Raw genomic sequence first — 21,854 nt, 5'->3', positions numbered from 1 at the left:
GTTCAGATGCTTTCTCTTCTGATACTACAGTGTAGTTCATTTTATGTTCTTTTGCAAATTCCTTCACCTGCTTGTTATTATATCCCTGAACTTCGATAGCTACGATGGCAAGTTTGTCTTTATGTTTCTTTTGTAAATGGGTCAAATGTGGAATGGAAGCCAAACATGGAGGACATTTGTGTCCAAAAAATTCTAAAAAAACCACTTTTCCTTCAAGGCCTTCTATAGTTAACCCTTGCTCTGTACCTGTAACATTATAGGTTTTCCCTTTAATATCGGTCATAGTCATTTGTGCCAATGGTTTTTCATCTTGAGCTGCTTGTGTATAAGTAAAGAGTGAAACAAGTAGAAGTGCTGCTGTAAATAGTTTTTTCATAGAAGATACCTTTATCATATAATTTTTTAATTATACACTATGAAGATGTAAAAATCGTGTAATTGTTTTGAATTATGTAAAAGATTTTTTCAAAGAGCATCATAGGAAGTAAAAGGGAGGGAAAAAGAATGATGAAATAGATCTCAATTTAAAATAAAAGGGAGACGAGATCTATTCACTTGATGCTCTTATAAAATAATTATAATAGTATAAGGTTAACTGATTATTAATAAAAGAAATAATTATACTTAAAAAATAATCTGAAACATTTTCAAAGAGCATCTTTGGGACTAAAGGAGGAAAATGTTTTAAAAGGAGTTCTAAAATATTTTGAAAAAGGGAGGGGATATTTTAGAAGCCCCAGATGCTCTTGTAGTGGTAGTGTAATGTGCGAAGGTTAACCGTATGCAAATAAAGAGTAGTTACACTATAATACAAAGACTATATGAAGGAAGATTTTTATGCTAAAAAAAGTTTTATTATCGGTGATGCTTTCACTTACAGCTCTATCGGCACAGGAGCATGCACTGGAAAAAAGAATAGGTCAAATGTTTATGGTGGGTTTTCATGGGACAGAGGCACCCAAAGGGAGCCAAATTTGTAAAGATATACAACGATATCATGTCGGTGCGGTCATTTTATTTGATTATAATCCGGTGGATAAAAATAAACCGAAGAATATCGCTACTAAAAAACAGTTAGCCACTTTAACTAAACAGCTACAGGCATGTAGTGAGGATGGTAAATTACTGATTGCTGTAGATCAAGAGGGAGGCAAGGTTCAAAGACTTAAAAGTAAATATGGTTTTTATGGTAAGTTCCCTAAAGCTTCGGATGTGATCAAAATGGATCAAAGTAAAATAAAAGAGACCTATACAAAAATGAGTAAAGAACTCAAAAGTGTGGGGATCAATTATGATCTAGCACCCGTGGTAGATCTAGATATCAATATGAAAAACCATGTGATCCATGGACTAGGACGCTCTTTTGGTAAAGATCCTAAGATGGTAGCAAATTATGCCAGTACTTTCATTGATGCGATGCATAGTAATGGTGTACTTACCTCTATCAAACACTTCCCAGGTCACGGCTCTTCTGTTGGGGATACGCATAAAGGATTTGTGGATGTTACAGATCTTTGGCAAAAAGTCGAGTTAGAACCTTATAGACTTTTAAAAGATAAAGCAGATACAGTGATGGTCGCTCATGTTTTTAATAAAAAGATAGATGCAAAATACCCTGCAAGTCTCTCCTATAAGACAGTGACGAAGCTGTTACGATGGAAATTGGATTATCATGGAGTCGTCATTACTGATGACCTTCAGATGGGTGCGATAAGCCAAAAGTATGGATTAAAAAATACACTTGAATTGGCTATCAATGCGGGGGTAGATATCTTGCTTATAGGTAATCAGCTTGATCCTAAAAAAACAGTCAGTACCAAGAAATTGGTTGAGACCATAGTTTCATTGGTCAAGAGTGGAGAGGTAACAGAGGAAACTATTGACAAAGCATATAAGAGAATTCAGAATTTAAAGAAAAAACTCTGATCTTATTGATCAAGCCATCGTTCTAAGATGATCTTTGCAGCAATGGAATCGACCTTACCATCTTTTTTATGTTTAAAAACACCCATGGTAAGTTCTTTGGCTTCAATACTTGAACTTTGTTCATCTTGATAGACTACTTCTATGCCAAGATCAAGAAGTGAAACAAAATGTTTAATGCGTCTTTCCATCTCTTCAGAACTCTCAGCATCTTTAGGTAATCCCACGATCAGTTTCTCTATCTCCCACTCTTCCAAAAAAGCGTTTACATCTCTTGCAGCTTGATTGCGGTTCTTTCTCAGGATGGCATTTTGAGGTATGACAATATTTCCATCGAGACAGATCGCCACACCAATACGTTTAAGTCCTACATCTATACTTGCTAATTTCATAGTAAAATTGTACCCAAATTTTTAGCATCTTTTAGTATATGACTGCTATAGCATCCTGCATAAAAAAATGAAGTATCGCCAGGGTTGGACCTAAAATAAAATATTATACTTCTAAATAAGTAAAAAAATAAAATCCTTTGCTAGAATTGTAGAAGGGAAATGTCAGCATGGAGAATATTAAATTACTAACATAAGGTAATATCGTATGCATTTTAACAAAATAAGTACGGCCATCATAGGCCTAAGTAGTATAGGGTTTGCACAAACAAGTATAGCTACAGATATAGAAACTTTCTGGATATGGATCGCTCTTTTTGCTTTGGGGATAGTCGGAATAGCCATCTTATTTATCACCTCACAACAGACACATAAGATGCAACATCTACATCGGTCTATATTGGACAAGCAGTTAGAGATGGAAAAAAATCAAAATCTTTTACTGACCAATATGAGTGAAAATATTCATGATATGGCAAAACAAGCACTTCAAAAAAACCATCAAGTTTTAGATAAAACATCCAAATCTTTCAGACATAAAGAGAAGATCTTAGCCAATGTTGAGAGCAGACTGTTAGATGTCACGAATGATCTTTTGGATTTCCTCAGGTTAAAGTCAAAAAAAGTAGAAATCCTTAACGAAGAATTTAATATCAATAACGTATTGAATGAGTTGTCCGGTTCTATCTGCTCCCAATTTTCAGGGAGTGAGATCGAACTTATTTTTGATATAGATAAAAATGTACCGCGTCGATTAGTCGGAGATTCATTGCATTTAGGACAAACCCTAAAAAGTATCCTTGAGTATATGCTGGAGCAGGTAGATCTAGATGAGGTAAGACTAGAGATATCGATGTTTGATACCTATGACAAGCAAGTTGAGTTACAGTTTCAACTTTCTGATACAGGTAGTGGTCTTGACAGTGATACACTAGAAGAACTATTTATACCTTATTATGACGATGATAGTGGCAGTTTTGTGGGACTTGGACTTTTTGTTGCTCATGAACTGGTCAATATGATGGATGGAAAACTTACCGTGCAGAGTATAGAAGATAAAGGCACTACATTTATACTTTCTTTACCTTTTAATGTGGTAGAAAAGTCAAATCAGAGAAAATATAGGCTACCTGAAAAAGTCTTGATAGAGAAAAAAGTGTTTATCGTGGATACTAATTATAATTCGGCTTTGGCTGTGAAGAAAATGTTCGCATATTTTAGACATGAGGTAACGGTAATTTCTCAAGATGATTTCATGAAGAATATCCCCAATTTGACAACTTTTGATATCGTTGTTTTACATGAAAGTCTCTTTACTATCAGATTGGTTGAGTATCTCAAGAAAATTAAATTGGAAAAAGAGCTTAAAGTTGTTGCACTGAATTCCTTGCTTCACTCCAATAAAAATAATTTTGTTAATGAAGTGATTGATACCCATCTTTTTAAACCACTTAATCAAGAACGTGTTTTTGAAATGATCGTGAACATGTACGACATTAAAGTACCGGTTTATAAGGAAGAAGAACAAAAGGCTGACTCTAAACAGATACAAACCCATAGAAAACATATTACTGAAACAAAAGATGTCACACAACACTCTTTTAAAGATTTTTCTGGAAAAAATATCCTTATCGTAGAAGATAACGTTATCAATCAGAAAGTACTTATGAGTTTGCTTCACCATTCTGGTATGAGTATCAGTGTCGCAAATAATGGTCAGGAAGCAGTTGACCTGGTTAAAGAGGGTGAAATACAATTTGATCTTGTACTTATGGACATTAATATGCCTATTATGGATGGCTATGCAGCTACACAGATGATACGACTTGACAGCAAGTTTGATGCTTTGCCTATTGTAGCATTTACAGCATTGGTTCTTGACAGTGAAATTCAAAAAATGTTTAACAGTGGAATTAATGCATTTTTGGCAAAACCGCTCAATATAGGTAAACTCTATACCGCACTGAACATCTATCTCTCTGATGCAGATACCATTTCAGCAAAAGAAAAGGAAATTGAGCCCAAAAAAGAGATCACTTATCAGGGAATCAAGATCAAGGAAGGTATCAGGCATGCAAACAATAGCGAAGCTCTCTATATGGAAGTCCTCAAAGAGTTTAATACAGCGTATGGTACAAGTGATGAGATCTTTACGAAGCTCATTCATGAACATCGTTATGAACAGGTCAAGATGTTATGTATAGATATGAGAGGATTGACGGGTACTATCGGTGCGGAGGATATGCATACTTTAGTGACAGAGATACTGAACAAAATTCTTTACAAGAAATATGATCTGCTTGTGAATTATAATGAGAAGTATAAATTTGAATTACAAACATTAAATCGTTCTATTGAACAATATGTTGCAGCAGCCTGATACATATTCTGCTACTTGAAGATGCTATCATCGAATCTCTGCGATGAAAGCATCTTTATGTATATGTTTTTGAATATGCCCCAAAAGTTCAACTGCATCAGATCTTTTTCTATACGGGCCGATAAGAAGTTTTGAAATTTGTTTGCCATTGATAGGAAACTCAATGAGCTTATAATGATAACCTGCTCTGGTGATCTTATTAAGTAAAGCAACTTTTGGTTTACCGGTAAATGAACCGACCTGCACAAAAAAGTTACCCAGACCATGTTTTTTGGTAACCTTAGGAACAGTGGTATCTGCTGTAGCAGAAGATACTTTGGATTGAATCTCTTTTTTTGTTCTCCATGGTTTTTGTGTATCTTTCATGACAATCTTTTTTTGACCTGCAGGTAAATATCTTCGACAGATACGGACTCTTTTTTTGTAATAAGGAGATGTGTTTAGATTAGAATAGACGATCTCATATTCTTTAGCACTAGCATGTGTGAACCATCCGTTACCAAGATACATACCCACATGTGTTATTTTGCCTTTAGGGATTTTGTCTGTGTCAAAGAAGATGAGGTCACCATAGATCAACTCATGCATCTTTATCTCATTCCCCTTTTTTGCCTGTTCTCTTGCCACGCGAGGTATCTCTATACCCATACTACCGTACAGATAGTAGGTAAATCCAGAACAGTCAAACTGATTGGGTCCTTCCTCTGCCCATACATAAGGACGTCCTTGAAGTTCTTTTACCATTTTGTCAAGATTATTTTTATTTGGCTCATACTTTATGAGAGGTTTTTTTATAGCATAATTAGGATTTTTAGGAAACGGATCAGGCTTACATGCTGTAAGAAGTAACAACAAGCTAGAGGCTAAAGATAGATAAGTGATGCCTCTTATAAAATTAACTTTCATCATACCTTTAGCTCGGTACTGCTTTTTTAGGTAGTTTCATCCCTGGCTGCCAAGGTGTAGTATAACGTGAACTCGTGACTCCCATCTGCTTGAGCGGCACATCACAATTCATGTATTTGGCTCGTTCATCTTCACTAAGATAGCGTTTACACATTTTCATACGTTTGGTATAGACTGGTTCTTTATCAAAATGGCTTATGGTTACTTTTCTCTCTTTGCTGCTAGCATGTGCAAACCAGCCTTCTCCAAGATAGATACCTACATGGTTGATATATTTACTTCTTTTGTTGGTTGAACCAAAGAAAATGAGGTCACCGTAATGCAGGTTTTTGAAAGGAACATGTTTACCCATCTTTGCCTGTTCTCTTGCGACGCGAGGCACGTCCATTCCCATAGATCCGTAGATGTTATATACAAGCCCTGAACAGTCAAAGGCATGTGGACCTTCTTCTGCCCATACGTAAGGTTTTCCTAAATAAGAGTCGAGTAGATCTTGAATATTTTTTCTATTGGGATTACAGGTTTTTTCCGGTTTGATAATTTCATAATTAGGGTAGTTGTAGGGTTTTGGCTCTTTACATCCACTAAAAAGAAACAAGATTGATATAGGTATAAAAATATATTTCCAGATCACTGCCATGACTACACCTTTCTAGAGTATTAACATTGCATCCCCATAAGAAAAAAACCTATATTTTTTCTCTATGGCCTCTTTATATAAGTATAACGTCTTTTCTCTTCCTATAAAAGCGCTGACTAACATAATAAGCGTACTTTTTGGTAAATGAAAATTGGTGAGTAGATGGGTGACTCTCTGAGGTGGGTTGGAAGGGTTCAGGAAGAGGTCGCATTCTCCTTGTGTTTTTTGGGTCCGAACATAATATTCGATCGTTCTTGTCACTGTTGTACCTATAGCCAAAAGAGGAGTTGTGCTGTCCAGTACTTCAGCAGATGATTTTGGAATGTGAAAATATTCAGAGTGCATAGGGTGATCCAGGATCTCTTCAGCTTCTACAGGCTTAAAGGTTCCTGCTCCAACGTGCAATGTGACCTTATGTGTCTTGTGTCTTGCCTCCAATGCAGCAAAAAGTTCAGGGGTAAAATGGAGTGAAGCAGTAGGGGCAGCGACTGCACCTGCATTTTTGGCAAAGAGAGTCTGATAGTCTGTCTCATCTTCTTCATTATCTTCTCTTTGCATGTATGGTGGTAAGGGAATATGTCCTATGTCATCCAAAACAAGGACCAACTCTTCAAAGCGTATCTCTTTGCCATGGTGTGTAAAAGTGACGATACGTGAACCGTCCTCATTAAACCGAGTCACAGTTGCCACAAGTTCATCATCAAACAGAAGTTCCATACCTATCTTGACTTTACCCCGGATGAGTACAAGGTAACGGTGTGCATCCAGGGGTTTGTTAAAAAGAAGTTCTACTTTACCTCCGCCTTGATTGTTCACAGCCTTTTTATGACCAAAGATACGGGCTTTGATGACACGTGTATCATTGAGAAAGACATCGCACTCTTTTGGAAGATAGTTCAGTAAGTGCTGAAAGGTGGTATGGATAACCGTATCGGTTTTTCTGTCATAAACCAGGAGTTTGGCATGGTCTCTAGGGTGTACGGGTGCAGTGGCTATGAACCCTTCTGGGAGTTCATAGTCATAATTTTTGGTAAACAGTTCTTCTTTCATCTCAATGATTATTTATCACTTGGAGAAGTTTCGCTCTCTTCACTGTCTTCTTCTGTCTCTTCATCCTCATCTTCTATATGAGGGTTTACAGCACGTACAATAAATATAGAAGCACCGTACAAAAGTATCAGTGGTGCGGCCATAAGAAGCTGAGTCAGTACATCTGGTGGTGTAAGTAATGCCGCAAGCACAAAGATGATAAGTACAGCATATTTAAAAAAGTCTTTGAGTGTCTGGTCGGTTACCAATCCAAGAAGTGCCAAGAAGTAAGCAAAGACCGGAAGTTCGAAGGCTATACCAAAGCCCATCATGATCTTTGTAAAAAAGCCAACATAATCTTCAATGTTGATCAGTGGCGTATAGAGGAAAGAACCAAAAGTAATGAGGAACTGAAATCCAAATGGTGTAACGACATAGTAAGCAAATAGTACACCCACAAGGAACATAATGGATCCACCAATCACAAAAGGAAGTACCATTTTTTTCTCATTACTGTACAAACCAGGTGCGATAAAGAGCCAGAGTTGATAGAGTATAAATGGTAATGCCCCCAAGAGAGCTGCAAAAAATGATACTTTAAGTGCTACGAAAAATGCACCACCCACCTGGTGTGTGGTTACCATCCCGTCAGCAGCTTTTTTTGAAAGGTGTGCGACTTCTGCCAACGCTTCGTTGAGAGGTGCAGTGACCCATTCTAGTATGGTCTCATGAAAGACAAATGCAACGATAAATGCAATAAATACGGAGAGAACGGAAAGTCCAAGTCTTTTTCGTAATTCAACGAGATGGGGTCTAAGTTCACTAAACATTATGCATCATCTTTCGGGCTGTCTGTAGTTTCATCAGCTGCTTCTTTTTTCTTTTTCTTTTTTGGTGTTTTTTTGAATGTCACCGTTTCATTCTTTGCCTCTATCTGCGTTGCAACAACGTCTTCTTCAGCTGACTCTTTATCTTTCACCGAGTCGTCTGACATCGAGGCTTTTGCAAGGGATTTAGATGATTTTTTTGAAATTTCTTCATCATAGGTCACATCATCAAAATCATCAAAGTCTATATTTTTAAAGTTCTTGAGTTCATTGGTCGCATCATCAAGTTGTTTTTTATAGCTGAGTGCTTCTTCTTTGAGATCTGCGATCTTCATCTCTTCTTCAAGGGAATGTTTTGCTTCACCTACGGTCTTTTTAACGCTTTTGATAAATTTCGCGATCTCTATCATCGCTGAAGGTAACTTATCTGGCCCCAAAAAGAGTATAGCAATGATAGAAATAAGAAGTAACTCGGTAAATCCGATGCCAAACATAGTATGCCTTGTAGTTTAATTGTTGTATTTTATCAAATTATCCTAAAATGTAGAGCGCGAGTTCATCACTCAAGAAGAAATTATCATTATAGTAATGTGTATCATTGCATTGAAGTTTCTTTTTTTCACAAAGGTTATTTGCTTTTTGTATCATCTTCTGTGATAGAAGGGATTTTTGGACCCCTACAGTACTGCGTAAACCCAAAAAGATCTTTTCTGTCAGTAATTCATCCGCTGATAATGGTTCTTCTGTAATGTTGAGCGGATTTGCCACATAAGATTCAATATCTGTTTGTGGATAATAACGTCTATCGTTCAAGAATCCCACTGCACCTGCTCCAGCACCTATGTAGTTTTTAAGTTCCCAGTAACCTTTATTGTGTCTGCTTTGGTAGGTACCGAAATTTGAGATCTCATAGGCCTTGAATCCCCGTTTTTCTATTTCGTCTGTGACAAAGAATGCAAGATCTTCATTTTCTTGTCTTACCTCAGGTGTACTTGAAAATTTTGTACCGTCTTCTATGGTGAGTTCATATGCAGATATATGGTCGATAGGTAGTGAAAAGGCTTCTTCTATATCGTGTAGAAGCAATGTTCTACTGTCACCTTGGTAGTTATAGATCAAGTCTAAAGAAAGATGCTCAAATCCAAGTGTTTTGGCATGATGTATGGCATCTTTTGCTTGTTGTGGATTATGTGCCCGGTTCAAGTCTTTCAATTTTTGTGCGTTAAAACTCTGTACCCCAAAACTGACACGATTGACACCAAGGTCTTTCATGCCTTCCAGCCACTCTTGTGTTGCAGAATTTGGGTTTGCTTCAGTTGTGATCTCAGCATTCTCTTTTAGATAAGGATACAGAAGTTCAAAAATAGGCGCATAGATTTCAGGACTGACTGTAGAGGGTGTGCCTCCGCCAATAAAAAGTGTTTCTACACTTTTCGGTTTTACATCAAATCGGCCCAATTCGAAAGAGAGTTGTTGATAGAGTGCTTCCATATATTGAGATTGCGTCTCAAATTTATCGACATAAGTGTTAAAGCTGCAGTAGTGACACTTGGAATCACAGTAGGGAACATGAAGATAAATTAGCAAATAGTTTTCTCTCTTTTTGAATATTTTTCAAATGTTTGTAACCGCATTTTAGATAGAATAATATCAGAAAATTAGGAATGTATAGATAAACTTTAATAGATTTAGAGTAAAAATACTGTTTGACACTGATTATCAAAAGAGACCTGTCTCTGAAGCCTGTTTTTTATGAAAGGCATAGTGTTGAAACGACATAAGAATTCATCTTATGACTTCCTATTCAATAAGCAGTGAAATGAGTAAAAGTATGCAAAAGAAAAAGAGCTATAGGCCAAATGTTGCAGCTGTGATACTCTCTTCCAAATATCCAGATAAGTGTGAATTTTTTGTTGCACATCGAAGTGATATCAGAAATGCGTGGCAATTCCCTCAAGGGGGTATCGATGAAGGTGAAACACCTAGGGATGCTTTAAGAAGGGAATTACTGGAAGAGATAGGTTGCGATCATGTAGAGGTGTTAGGAGAGTTTCCTGAATGGATCTCTTATGACTTTCCAAAAAAATCGCGTGGGAAAACATACCCTTTTGACGGGCAAACACAGAAATATTTTTTAGTTCGTCTCAAAGAGACCGCGGTAATAAATTTACAAGCGTATGATATACCTGAGTTTGAAGAGTATGAGTTTGTAGAGTATGAAGATTTATTTAAAAAGGTGACCTACTTTAAACGTAAAGTGTATCGTAGAGTGATCGACTATTTTATAGAAGAAGGTTTAATATAGATGTTAGTTGTACATAAATACGGTGGTACAAGTGTTGGGGGATTGGATCGTATCGAAAATGTGGCCAATCGTGTAGCAAAGGCAAGAGATGAAGGGCATGATATTGTCGTGGTTGTTTCTGCAATGAGTGGTGAAACCAATAAACTCATAGGCTACGCAGAACATTTTGACAAAAACCCTGCAAAAAAAGAGATGGATATGCTGCTTAGTTCTGGTGAACGTGTGACTGCAGCACTACTTTCTATCGCTTTGCAATCAAAAGGCTATGATGCAGTAGCAATGACAGGACGTCAAGCAGGTATTGTCACAGATGATTCACATACCTATGCACGTATAGAAACCATAGATCCTACTGCAATGCATAATGCTATAGATGAGGGTAAGATCGTTATCGTAGCAGGTTTCCAGGGCATCAATAAACATGGTTCAGTCACAACACTTGGACGCGGCGGTTCAGACCTCTCTGCTGTTGCATTGGCAGGAGCACTAGAGGCAGACCAGTGTGAGATTTATTCGGATGTAGATGGTATTTATACGACAGACCCACGCATTGAACCTAATGCAAAGAAGCTTGAAACTATCTCTTATGATGAGATGTTGGAACTTTCATCATTGGGAGCTAAGGTATTACAAAACCGTTCAGTAGAATTGGCAAAAAAACTTAATGTAAAACTGTACGCTAAAAGCAGTTTTAGCGACAATGAAGGTACGCTTATCACAAAGGAGAGCAACAGTATGGAAGAAGTATTAGTAAGTGGTGTTGTCCTTGACAAAAACCAAGCAAGGGTAACACTTAGAGGTGTTTCGGATAGACCAGGGATCGCAGCAGAGATTTTTACAATGTTGGCAGAAGCGAATATCAATGTAGATATGATCATTCAGAATATGGGTACAGACGGTTCAACGAACCTTGGGTTTACCGTACCTCAAAGTGAACATGAAAATGCCAAAAAGTTGATGGAAAGTTTTGATCATGATATCCAAGGAATGGATTTTGATGAGCATGTATGTAAAGTATCTGTAGTAGGTGTAGGGATGAAGTCACACTCTGGTGTTGCAGCTAAAGCTTTTACTGTGCTTGCAGAGAGTAACATTAATATACAGATTATATCTACCTCTGAGATCAAGGTCTCTATGGTGATAGATGAGAAGTATGGTGAGCTTGCTATCCGTGCACTTCATGAAGCATTTGAGTTAGACAAGTAGAATAATGCAGCAGCTCTTAAAATGGACACTACAGACCATACGTGAGGAAGAGTCCTCTTTTTCATGGATGGAAGAGTACCGTTATGAGTGGGCACCTTTGGTAAAGAGTGCTGTTAGCCAAAGTATTGAAGGGAAGACTGCGCTTATTATTACCGATGAAACATATGAGTGGTTTGGTAAATATATTTTAAAGAATGTCAATGATCTGAAAAAAAATAGGCCACTGTTGCCTTTCTACTGCCTCTCAAGTTGTTTCCCCCAGCTTCAAATGATGAAGTCGTCACAAGACCTACAACTTCTGGAAGATATGTTGGATATCTCTTATCCTAACGGATATTATATTTGGTATATCGGTAAAGGTGATCATCCTTTTACAAAACTTGTGTACAGAAATGAAAATAGTTTTTTATGGGTAATGGATGAAGAGGTACAAGACAGTTTTGCATTCCGCAGTTCAGATACTTTATTGGATATTAAACTCCTACAGCTTTTTAAGCTTTTTGACAACACACTCTCCGCGGCATTATTCGGGGACTTAGACTTAGAATCATGAGACTAGTCAGTCAGGTTATTATCACTGCACAGATTGAAAATACGATTTTAGAGCTTGAAAAACTCCGTATTCATGAATCCATCATAGAAATAGTTTCACCCAGTATAGCGGAGAAAATGAGTACGGGTAAAGAAAATGAGTCCAGTCAATATAAGGTGCATCGCATTCCTACAGAAAAAGAGATATTTTCAGTAAAAGATGCTCAATTGGTTATTGAAAAAGCCTATTTGGCAAGTGAAGAGCAAAACATTATTATTCTAGCGGCAACACAATTTTCTATATTTGTACAAAACAAACTTCTGAAGATTATAGAAGAGCCTCCCGAAAATAAAGTGTTTATTCTTATCTCAGAGAGTAAATCTGCAATTTTACCAACTATCAAATCACGCCTTCCTGTCACCATCTTATCAGAAAAAGTGGAAGAGGTAGATCTTGGACTGGATCTAAAACAACTCTCTTTAGCTACAGTATATGATTTTGTACAGACCCATAAACGTACCGATGCCAAAGCGATGAAACTGCTGATCGAACGTATCAGTAAAGAGGCAATACATTCACAAAGTTATGATTTGGATGAAAAGACATTGACACTCTTTTCAAATGCTTTTATCGCACTAGATGTGGGCTCACCGCCTCAGTTTGTACTGAATACTTTACTTTTGAAACTACTGGCTCGAAAAAAACGGTAAAATATACGATTAACCTATAGGAAGTGCTATGAAACTATATCAACTTGGACATATTTCAGATAAAAAAGCAGCGCTTAAAGCACTAAACGTAGAGAGTGGTGGTGTTGGTATTATGGCAAAGAAGATGGAGTTGCTCTACTTTTTTATGAAAGATCTTAAAACACCTGCAGCCAACATACTTAAACAAGATGCCTTGAGCATTGGTGCAGAACTTGCCGTACCTAGCGGTGTCATCCTTTGTGAAAAACCTACCTATGACTGTATTCTTATAGGGACTAGAAAACATATGGAACTCCTCTCCAAGAAAGAGTTGGCACAACCTTTTGGACTTAAAACAGTTGCTGCAGAGCTTAAGAAATTTCTTTCTGTCAAAACCTATCCTACTCAGATCATGGGTGTGATCAATGCCAATGATGACAGTTTTTTTGCCGGAAGCAGATTTAAGGCGGAAGATGCCATTACGCAGATCCAGAACATGATAGAGAGTGGTGCAAGTATTATTGATATAGGAGCTGTGTCATCCCGTCCGGGTGCGGATGCAGTGAGTGCAGAAGAAGAGTTGGCACGTATCAAGCCTATATGTGACATTATTAAGTCTGAAAAATTGTATGAAAAAGCTGTTTTCTCTGTAGACAGCTACACGCCGGACGTCATAGAGTATGCACTTAACAGCAGATTTAGTCTCATCAATGATATTACAGGTGCAAGTGATAAGGCTATTATCAAACTTGCAGTGAAACACGACGCTAAACTCTGTATCATGCATATGCAAGGCACACCACAAACCATGCAGAAAGACCCAAGCTATGATGATGTGATGGTTGAGGTCAGCGACTTCTTTGAAGAGCGCATCAGTAAATGTGAAGCATTGGGGTTAAGCAGAGAAAATATCATTTTAGATGTAGGCATAGGTTTTGGTAAAACGTTGGAACACAATATCACGCTGATCAAAAACATGGCACATTTTAAAGTATTTGGCTGTGAAGTATTAGTAGGTGCAAGTCGAAAATCAATGATAGATAAGATCATTGCTAGTACAACGGAAGAACGCTTACCTGGAACTTTAGCTATCCATTTGAAAGCAGTTGAAAACGGGGCTTCGATCGTACGTTGTCATGATGTGGCTGAACATCAACAGGCTCTAAGCATTTTGAAAGCGTTACTGTAAGGTTTTGATGCGCATCGTAAAATGGATCTTTTTGATCGTGCTGTTCATCATCATAGGGCTTTTGGTCATAAATGTATACATTTCAAAACAGGCAAAAGCTGATATGTATCAGGATATCAGCAAAGTCCCGGCAAAACAAGCTGCTTTGGTGTTGGGTACAGCTAAATATATGATCGGTGGTGGTCAAAATTATTTTTATACCTATCGTATTCGTGCTGCAGTAAAACTTTTTAAATCGGGTAAAGTGAAAGCCATTGTTGTATCCGGAGATCATAGTACAAAGTATTATAATGAGACAGGAAAGATGCAAAAAGATCTTATAAAAGCAGGGATTCCAAGTCAATATATTACCCTTGACCCTTTAGGAGTAAGAACCCTGGATTCACTGGTGAGGGCTGAAGCGATTTTTGACCTAAAAGACTATATAATTGTTTCACAGAAATTTCATCTTGAGAGAGCGTTGTTCATAGCCAAAGCCAAAGGACAAAAGGTCATAGGTTTTATGGCAAAAGATATCCCAGGTACAGCTGCAGCCTATAGAATGAAAGCAAGAGAATATTTAGCCAGAGCAAAAGCCTTTTTAGATGTGTATATCCTGCATACCATGCCGAAGTTTGATGGAAAAAAAGAGAAAGTAATCTATAAAAAATGACAAACGAACAATACCAAGAAAAAATCAATATCCTCAAAAAATGGGCACAGGCTTATTATGTTGAAGATAATCCAATAGCCACGGATGAAGAGTATGACAAACTTTACCATGAAGTGTTAGACCATGAAAGAGCCAACCCTGCACAAGTGGCAGAAGACTCTCCTACAAAACGTGTAGGTGGTGTTGTGCGTGATGAGTTTTCCAAGGCAAAGCATATCAAACGTATGTGGAGTATGGAAGATGTATTTACGACAGATGAGGTTCAGGAGTGGTTGGACAGAACAGTCAAGAATGTAGGTGAATGTGTCTACTTCTGTGAACCTAAATTTGATGGTGCAAGTATGAACCTGCTGTACGAAAATGGTAAGTTGGTACGTGCTATTACGCGTGGGGATGGTGTTGTGGGTGAAGAGGTAACCGATAATGTACGTACCATTCGTTCTGTACCGTTAAGCATCGACTATGGGGGACAAATAGAGATACGTGGTGAAGTGGTCATCCGTAAAGATGATTTTGAGATTATAAACAAAGAGAGACTTGAAAAAGGTGAACAGGTTTTTGCAAATCCACGTAATGCTGCGGCAGGAAGCCTAAGACAGTTGGATTCTTCTGTTACAGCCAAACGAAGGTTGGTCTTTTACCCTTGGGGTTTAGGTGAAAATACACTTACTCAGACAAAACTTTCCCAAAAGATGGATCTTGTCTATGAGTTAGGTTTCCTGGAACCTCCTCATGCACAGGAGTGCAACAGTATAGAAGAGATAGAAACCTTTTATCAGGATCTTATCTCTTTACGTAATCAAATACCTATGATGATGGATGGGATGGTCATTAAAGTGGATGATGTCAGTAAGCAAGAGGACCTTGGATACACAGTCAAAGTACCAAAGTGGATGTGTGCATACAAATTTCCTGCAGTAGAAAAAGTGACTAAGGTCAATGCCATAACGCTACAAGTTGGACGAACGGGTGTCATTACCCCTGTAGCTGAAGTAGAACCTGTAGAAGTAGATGGTGCCATCATAAGCCGTGCTACCTTGCATAATTTTGATGAGATTGAACGTAAAGGTCTGATGGTAGGTGACAGCGTCATACTCATCCGTTCAGGTGATGTTATTCCTAAGATCACTAAAGTGTTGGATGATAGACGTGATGGATCAGAATTGGCTATAGCAAGACCAACCGCATGTCCGACCTGTCAAAGTGAACTACTCGATGAGGGTACGCTTATTAAATGTCAAAACCTGGACTGTCCGGACAGAGTAGTCAACTCTATCATTCACTTTGCCAAAAAAGGCTGCATGAACATAGATGGACTTGGCTCCAAAATCGTTGAGATACTGGTTAAAGAACACAAAATAGATGATATCTTAGGACTTTATCATTTGAAATTTGAAGATCTAGAGGGGATGGAAGGTTTCAAAGCGAAGCGTATACAAAACCTTCTTGACGCCATAGCTGCGACAAAAGGTGTACCGCTTTATAGACTCATTTCTGCTATGGGTATCGAGCATATTGGAGAAGTGGCGAGTAAGTCGTTGGCCTTAGAGTTTGGCTTGGGTGTGGTAGATGTCACTTTTGAAGAAGTGGTTGCTTTGGATGGTATTGGTGAAGAGATGGCAAACTCCCTACTGGAATTCATGCGTGTCAATTACGATTTTGTTTTAAAACTATTTGAAGAAATACAGCCTACTGTGGAAGAGAAAATAGTAGCGGAAGAAAACCCATTTAAAGATAAAACAGTAGTGTTGACCGGAAGTATGTCTGTTAGTCGTGGTATCATTAAAGAAATGCTTGAAAAACTTGGTGCGAAGGTAAGCGGTTCGGTGAGTAAAAAAACGGATTTTGTGATTTATGGTGACGATGCAGGATCTAAGTTAACAAAAGCTGAGAGTTTGGGTGTAAGTACCCTTACTGAAAATGAGATGAGAGAGTTAGTAGGGTGAAACTAAAATGTATAGTCCTGTTTTTAGTATGGAGTACCTGGCTTTTCTCTGGAAATATTGATACTTTCATTCAATCCTCACGTGCTCAGGTAGGTGTGACCCTCACTTACAATCCTGAATATAGGTATATTAAATACCCTATGGGTGATATCCCGATCTCCAAGGGAGTTTGTACTGATGTAGTGGTACGTGCATTTAGAGGTATGGATATTGATCTTCAGGAACGTATTTATGAAGATAAAAAGAAGTTTCCAAATCGTTACAAAGGACTCTACTATACGGATAAACTAGATCCAAATATTGACCATAGAAGGGTGAAGAATATTCAGAGCTACCTTATCTCTCGTGGATATAGGGTCAATGACAGCTTCAAGCCTGGAGATATCGTGGTTTGGAAGCTCAAAGCAAGGAACGGAAAGAGTCTGGACCATATCGGTATCTGTTCAGATAAGAGAAATGCTCATGGGGAACCATTGATCATACATAACATTAACTCTGGAGCTAAAGAGGAAGATGTCCTGAGACGTTATAAAATAGTAGATCACTTTAGAGTGTTTGAGAGGTAGAGAAAAAATGAGATTAGATAAATACTTGGTTGAAGAGGGTTACTTTGAAAGCCGTAATCGTGCAAATGATGCGATAAAGGCGGGTAAGGTCAAAGTAGACGGAAAAGTAACAAAAGCATCAGCCAAGATAGATGAAAACTCTTCTGTGGATGTGGAAGATGAAAAGTTCTATGTCAGCCGTGCAGCCCGAAAGTTAGAGAACTTTTTGAGTGAACACCCTATGCAGATCAAAGGTAAAAGAGCTTTGGATATCGGTTCGAGTACAGGTGGATTCGCCCAGATCGTACTTGAAAATGATGTCGCAACACTCTCTTGTGTCGATGTCGGAAAAGACCAGCTGCATATTTCTCTTCGTGACCATGAAAAACTCTCACTGCATGAAGAGACAGATATACGTGAATTTCAGAGTGATGATGCTTTTGAATTGATCACTTGTGACGTCTCTTTCATTTCTGTACTGCAGATCACTGATGATATCAATAGACTTTCACAAGAGGGCACAGATATTGTTATACTCTATAAACCACAGTTTGAAGTGGGAAAAGAGGTAAAGCGTGACAGCAGAGGTGTTGTACAGGATCTTGATGCTATAGCCAGACGAAAAGAGGAGTTTGAAGCGCAAGCAGTAAAATTAGGATGGGCACTTAAATATCAGGCGCTTTCACAAGTTCAAGGTAAAGAGGGTAATCAAGAATATCTTTATCATTTTATCAAAATGGAGAAATAGATTTGCAGCTAAGTAATGAGATCAAAAGTATTGCCATAGGGTCATTTGATGGCATACATACCGGGCATCGAACCCTCATAGACAAATCGGATGCGTTGGTGATCATCGAAAGAAATGGCGGTTATCTGACACCAGGATATAAACGTTCATTATTCACTTCTAAAGTATGTTGTTTTTACCATTTTGATAAGATCAAATCGTTGACACCTCAAGAGTTTGTACATAGACTGGAGGCTGATTTTCCTGCACTTAAAACGATCGTTGTAGGGTATGATTTCCATTTTGGTAAAGGTAAATCCGGTAATGCACAAATGCTTGCAAACATTTGTGATAAAGAGATCGTGATCATAGATGAAGTGAGTCATGAAGAGATACCTATCCACTCTCGTACGATCAAAGTATATCTTCGTGAGGGTAAAGTATCTATGGCAAATAAGTTGTTGGGAAGAAGATATTGTATTGAAGGTGAAGTGGTACGGGGGCAAGGACTGGGTAAAAAAGAGTTGGTCCCTACAATCAACTTAAAGGTAAAAGAGTATCAACTCCCATTGGAGGGTGTCTATGCGACACGTACACTGATAGATGATACATGGCATAGTTCTGTAAGCTTTTTGGGACGCCGTGTCACAACAGATGACTCATATGCTGTAGAGACGCATGTCTTAGATAAAGAGATCGGTGAAGTTGAAGGAATGGTAATGTTGGAATTTGTGGACTTTATGCGTACCAATCAAAAGTTCGACAGTTTGGATGGACTTAAGGCACAAATTCAATATGATATTGGAACGGCAAAAAAGCTATTGGCATGAAACAAATACTCAGAAAGATAAGTATCTTACTGCTTTTAGGATATGTGGGGAGTGGATTGTTCCTTTATATCAATCAAAGGTCTTTACTCTATTTCCCTACACCCATACTCCCCACAGAGCATCCAGAGATGACACTTCAAAATGAGGGTGAGTCTATCAATTTCATTGTCTTGAATGAGGGTAACCAGGATGCGATAATCTATTTTGGAGGGAATGCAGAATCTATGGCACGAAGCAGTGATGAGATCGCCAGACAATTTCCTGCCTTCACTGTATATCTCATGGATTACAGAGGATATGGCAGAAGTACAGGTGACCCTAGCGAAGAAGGACTTTACAGTGATGCACTGAAACTTTATGATGCTATCAGATCCAAGTATGAGAGTATCTCTATCGGAGGTCGAAGCTTAGGTTCGGGCATTGCCGTGTATGTTGCAGCACATAGAGAAGTCTCTAAACTGGCACTCATTACGCCCTATGACAGTATCGTTAATGTTGCAAAGGGAATGTACCCCCTCTTTCCCATCTCAAGCCTGCTTCATGATGAGTATAATGCAATCAGCATGGTCAAGGATATTAAAGCCAAAACATTGATTATTATGGCAGAGAATGACACTGTGATCGAGAAAGAACGTACGCATCAGCTGATAGATGCATTTGATACAGCACTTTTAGAGGTCATTACAATTAAGAATAGAGGGCATATCGATATCTCCTCAGATAGCAGTTACTATAAGAGCATGCAGGATTTTATAGGTCAGGAGTGATGGAACTTATGATAAAATGACGACATGAAAGATAAAGTATTTAATAAACCCATAGATAAAAAGTTTGAATTTGATGAAGCAGTGGCTTCTGTTTTTGATGATATGTTAACCCGTTCTGTACCTTTTTATGATGAGGTACGAAAGCTGGTCATCTCTTTGATACTCTCAGAACAGGAAGAGGAAAAAAAAGTACTTGATCTTGGCTCTTCTACAGCAAAGTTTTTACTAGATCTACACAGTAAGATGGATGTCAACATGAAACTCAAAGGCTTAGATAACTCTCAAGCAATGTTAGACAGAGCAGAACAAAAATGTCAGGCATTTGGTGCAAATATAGAATTGGAATTGGCAGACATGTTGACATATGACTACGATCAAGAAGATATTATTGTTGCAAACTATACCTTGCAGTTCATCCGGCCTATGCAGCGTGTAGAGCTTGTAAAGAAGCTTTATGATGGATTGAACTATGATGGAGTTTTTATCTTTTCTGAGAAAGTGGTCTTTGAAGACAAGAAGCTTGACAAAGAGCTCATAGATATTTATTATGAGTATAAAAAAGAGCAGGGATACAGCGAATATGAGATAGCACAGAAGCGTGAGGCTTTGGAAAATGTACTCATTCCTTTTAGCATAAAAGAGAACATACAGATGTGTAGAGATGCTGGATTTCAAAATATTTCTACTGTATTTCAATGGGCAAACTTTGTCACTTTTGTTGTAAAAAAGTAAAACTTATTTTAATTATACAGAGGAGTTATTCACTCCTCTTTCACATATGTGAATAACTCAAAAAGTAACATTTTTCATAAAGCCCTAAATCACGGACTTCATTTTTTAATATGAGGACTTCAGTATGAGAAATGATGCATTTTTTCATTTTTTATTACAAATCGACAACAAATTTTAAACTATTTCTGCTAAAGGCATTTCCTTTACTATTATTTTCAAATTTTTTAAGCTATAATCATGAATTAATTTTTTTGGGCCAATAAATGTTATGCCCAATATCTAAGGATAAACTATGAGTTGGACACCAAGTAGCTGGAGAGCGTTTCCTATAAAGCAACAACCAACATACCAAGACCAAGAACTTCTTAAAAAAGTAGAAGAAGATTTAAGTTCATACCCACCACTTATTTTTGCTGGTGAGGCAAGAAATTTGAAAGAGAAGTTGGCTGCAGCAGGAAGAGGTGAAGCATTTTTACTCCAAGGTGGAGATTGTGCAGAAAGCTTCTCTGACTTTAATGCGAAAAATATAAAGAACCTTTTTAAGCTGATGCTTCAAATGAATATGGTTTTGATGTATGGTACAGGTAAGCCAGTGGTAAAAGTAGGCCGTATCGCCGGACAATTTGCAAAACCGAGATCTTCTGATTTTGAAGAGATCGATGGTGTAAGTTTGCCAAGTTACCGTGGAGATATTATTAACGGTATTGAATTTACTGAAGAGGCGAGAGTACCTAATCCTAAAAATATGATTAAAGCATATAATCAGTCTGCAGCTACAGTGAATCTTTTGCGTGCATTCTCAAGAGGCGGTTTGGCAGATCTTAACAAAGTACACCAGTGGAACCTTGATTTTATCAAAGACAATCCACTTGGAAAACGTTATGATGAATTAAGTACTAAAATTGACCATGCTATGAATTTTATGGCAGCGTGTGGACTAAACAGTGATACAATGCCTCAGTTACATCAAACAACACTCTATACTTCACACGAAGCATTGCTTCTAAACTATGAAGAGGCATTGACAAGACAAGACTCTGAAACAGGTGACTGGTATGACTGCTCTGCACATATGTTATGGATAGGTGACAGAACAAGAGATCTTACAGAAGCACATATCGAATACTTTAGAGGAATCCAAAACCCTATTGGTTGTAAAGTGGGACCAAGCATGGAAGAGGATGAACTTATTGAGCTTATCGATGCATTGAATCCTAACAATGAAGAGGGAAGATTGAACCTTATCGTTCGTATGGGTGCAAGTAAGATCAGAGAGTACTTCCCTAAACTACTCAAGCGTGTAAGAGATGAAGGAAAGAATGTTGTGTGGTCGTGTGATCCTATGCATGGAAATGTTGAAAAGAGTTCAACTGGATTCAAAACCAGAGATTTTGACAACATTCTTTCTGAAGTAGAGCAATTCATCGCTATCCATAATGAGATGGGAACGGTTGCCGCAGGTATCCATTTAGAGATGACTGGAAATGATGTAACAGAGTGTACAGGAAGTACTTCTTGTGCGATTACTGCTGAAGGGCTGGCAAGTCGTTATCATACACAATGTGATCCAAGACTGAATGCTTCTCAGGCATTAGAACTTGCATTTATGCTTTCAGGTACAGATAAAGAATTTGAATAAT

The 21,854-nt window shown here is 37.9% G+C and carries 23 protein-coding genes; 15 read left to right on the top strand and 8 right to left on the bottom strand.

What is annotated here, in order from left to right; genetic code table 11:
• Nucleotides 1–376, bottom strand: a 376-nt coding sequence (locus WBM70_RS07820; protein WP_424557943.1) for a TlpA family protein disulfide reductase, incomplete at its 3' end; no start/stop codon positions are given.
• Between the two features lie 461 nt (nt 377–837).
• Here WBM70_RS07820 and WBM70_RS07815 point away from each other — a divergent pair.
• The gene (locus WBM70_RS07815; protein WP_424557942.1) at nt 838–1,926 is read left to right on the top strand and encodes a glycoside hydrolase family 3 protein; all 1,089 of its coding nucleotides are present in this window, start codon (nt 838–840) and stop codon (nt 1,924–1,926) included.
• A 2-nt stretch (nt 1,927–1,928) separates the two neighbouring features.
• Here the strand turns inward: WBM70_RS07815 and ruvX are convergent, their stop codons facing one another.
• Nucleotides 1,929–2,315, bottom strand: a complete 387-nt coding sequence (gene ruvX / locus WBM70_RS07810) for a Holliday junction resolvase RuvX (RefSeq protein WP_424557941.1) — start codon at nt 2,313–2,315, stop codon at nt 1,929–1,931.
• Nucleotides 2,316–2,520: 205 nt separating this feature from the next.
• Between ruvX and WBM70_RS07805 the strand changes: the two genes are divergently transcribed.
• Nucleotides 2,521–4,692 carry a response regulator gene (locus WBM70_RS07805; protein WP_424557940.1) on the top strand — a complete coding sequence of 724 codons (2,172 nt, stop codon included), beginning with the start codon at nt 2,521–2,523 and terminating at the stop codon, nt 4,690–4,692.
• A 27-nt stretch (nt 4,693–4,719) separates the two neighbouring features.
• Here the strand turns inward: WBM70_RS07805 and WBM70_RS07800 are convergent, their stop codons facing one another.
• Genes WBM70_RS07800 through hemW form a run of 6 tightly spaced genes read right to left on the bottom strand, consistent with a single transcriptional unit; the run spans nt 4,720 to nt 9,681 of the window.
• Nucleotides 4,720–5,598 (bottom strand): NlpC/P60 family protein, encoded by an 879-nt coding sequence (locus WBM70_RS07800; RefSeq protein ID WP_424557939.1) that lies wholly within the window; start codon nt 5,596–5,598, stop codon nt 4,720–4,722.
• Nucleotides 5,599–5,605: 7 nt separating this feature from the next.
• Nucleotides 5,606–6,238: a C40 family peptidase gene (locus tag WBM70_RS07795; protein WP_424557938.1), complete on the bottom strand. Its 633-nt coding sequence runs from the start codon at nt 6,236–6,238 to the stop codon at nt 5,606–5,608.
• Between the two features lie 12 nt (nt 6,239–6,250).
• Nucleotides 6,251–7,288 carry a tRNA preQ1(34) S-adenosylmethionine ribosyltransferase-isomerase QueA gene (gene queA, locus WBM70_RS07790; protein WP_424557937.1) on the bottom strand — a complete coding sequence of 346 codons (1,038 nt, stop codon included), beginning with the start codon at nt 7,286–7,288 and terminating at the stop codon, nt 6,251–6,253.
• A gap of 8 nt (nt 7,289–7,296) precedes the next feature.
• Nucleotides 7,297–8,097 (bottom strand): twin-arginine translocase subunit TatC, encoded by an 801-nt coding sequence (gene tatC / locus WBM70_RS07785; RefSeq protein ID WP_424557936.1) that lies wholly within the window; start codon nt 8,095–8,097, stop codon nt 7,297–7,299.
• Nucleotides 8,097–8,588, bottom strand: coding sequence for a Sec-independent protein translocase protein TatB (tatB, locus tag WBM70_RS07780; protein WP_424557935.1), 492 nt, complete (start codon nt 8,586–8,588; stop codon nt 8,097–8,099). Before tatB ends, tatC begins: the two co-directional genes overlap by 1 nt.
• A 37-nt stretch (nt 8,589–8,625) precedes the next feature.
• Nucleotides 8,626–9,681 (bottom strand): radical SAM family heme chaperone HemW, encoded by a 1,056-nt coding sequence (gene hemW / locus WBM70_RS07775; protein ID WP_424557934.1) that lies wholly within the window; start codon nt 9,679–9,681, stop codon nt 8,626–8,628.
• A gap of 244 nt (nt 9,682–9,925) precedes the next feature.
• Between hemW and WBM70_RS07770 the strand changes: the two genes are divergently transcribed.
• The 13 genes from WBM70_RS07770 to WBM70_RS07710 all read left to right on the top strand — a co-directional run bounded on the left by WBM70_RS07770 (nt 9,926) and on the right by WBM70_RS07710 (nt 21,853).
• On the top strand, nt 9,926–10,399 hold the full coding sequence (locus tag WBM70_RS07770; RefSeq protein ID WP_424557944.1) for an RNA pyrophosphohydrolase: 474 nt from the start codon (nt 9,926–9,928) through the stop codon (nt 10,397–10,399).
• Nucleotides 10,400–11,605 carry an aspartate kinase gene (locus WBM70_RS07765; protein ID WP_424557933.1) on the top strand — a complete coding sequence of 402 codons (1,206 nt, stop codon included), beginning with the start codon at nt 10,400–10,402 and terminating at the stop codon, nt 11,603–11,605.
• A gap of 4 nt (nt 11,606–11,609) precedes the next feature.
• A complete protein-coding gene (locus tag WBM70_RS07760; RefSeq protein ID WP_424557932.1) occupies nt 11,610–12,158 on the top strand; it encodes a HobA family DNA replication regulator in 549 nt (182 codons plus the stop codon).
• A complete protein-coding gene (locus WBM70_RS07755) occupies nt 12,155–12,847 on the top strand; it encodes a DNA polymerase III subunit delta' (RefSeq protein ID WP_424557931.1) in 693 nt (230 codons plus the stop codon). Before WBM70_RS07760 ends, WBM70_RS07755 begins: the two co-directional genes overlap by 4 nt.
• Nucleotides 12,848–12,875: 28 nt before the next feature.
• The gene (folP, locus tag WBM70_RS07750; protein ID WP_424557930.1) at nt 12,876–14,015 is read left to right on the top strand and encodes a dihydropteroate synthase; all 1,140 of its coding nucleotides are present in this window, start codon (nt 12,876–12,878) and stop codon (nt 14,013–14,015) included.
• 7 nt (nt 14,016–14,022) lie between these two features.
• Nucleotides 14,023–14,667, top strand: a complete 645-nt coding sequence (locus tag WBM70_RS07745) for a SanA/YdcF family protein (protein ID WP_424557929.1) — start codon at nt 14,023–14,025, stop codon at nt 14,665–14,667.
• Complete coding sequence (ligA, locus tag WBM70_RS07740; protein WP_424557928.1) at nt 14,664–16,613, top strand: NAD-dependent DNA ligase LigA; 1,950 nt, start codon at nt 14,664–14,666, stop codon at nt 16,611–16,613. The genes WBM70_RS07745 and ligA overlap by 4 nt, the downstream gene beginning before the upstream one ends.
• Nucleotides 16,610–17,179: a DUF1287 domain-containing protein gene (locus tag WBM70_RS07735; RefSeq protein ID WP_424557927.1), complete on the top strand. Its 570-nt coding sequence runs from the start codon at nt 16,610–16,612 to the stop codon at nt 17,177–17,179. Before ligA ends, WBM70_RS07735 begins: the two co-directional genes overlap by 4 nt.
• 7 nt (nt 17,180–17,186) lie before the next feature.
• The gene (tlyA, locus tag WBM70_RS07730; protein WP_424557926.1) at nt 17,187–17,906 is read left to right on the top strand and encodes a 23S rRNA (cytidine-2'-O)-methyltransferase TlyA; all 720 of its coding nucleotides are present in this window, start codon (nt 17,187–17,189) and stop codon (nt 17,904–17,906) included.
• 2 nt (nt 17,907–17,908) lie between these two features.
• Entirely contained in the window at nt 17,909–18,715 is an 807-nt protein-coding gene (locus WBM70_RS07725) for a bifunctional riboflavin kinase/FAD synthetase (protein WP_424557925.1), read from the top strand.
• Nucleotides 18,712–19,482 (top strand): alpha/beta hydrolase, encoded by a 771-nt coding sequence (locus tag WBM70_RS07720; RefSeq protein ID WP_424557924.1) that lies wholly within the window; start codon nt 18,712–18,714, stop codon nt 19,480–19,482. The genes WBM70_RS07725 and WBM70_RS07720 overlap by 4 nt, the downstream gene beginning before the upstream one ends.
• A 24-nt stretch (nt 19,483–19,506) precedes the next feature.
• Nucleotides 19,507–20,214 (top strand): carboxy-S-adenosyl-L-methionine synthase CmoA, encoded by a 708-nt coding sequence (gene cmoA, locus WBM70_RS07715; protein WP_424557923.1) that lies wholly within the window; start codon nt 19,507–19,509, stop codon nt 20,212–20,214.
• Between the two features lie 292 nt (nt 20,215–20,506).
• A complete protein-coding gene (locus WBM70_RS07710; RefSeq protein ID WP_424557922.1) occupies nt 20,507–21,853 on the top strand; it encodes a class II 3-deoxy-7-phosphoheptulonate synthase in 1,347 nt (448 codons plus the stop codon).
• The last annotated feature ends 1 nt before the right edge of the window (nt 21,854 follow it).

The organism is Sulfurovum sp., assembly GCF_049668085.1.
Taxonomy (GTDB): domain Bacteria; phylum Campylobacterota; class Campylobacteria; order Campylobacterales; family Sulfurovaceae; genus Sulfurovum.
The sequence above is the reverse complement of the archived record's forward strand: the minus strand, read 5'-3'. Positions and strand labels throughout refer to the sequence as shown.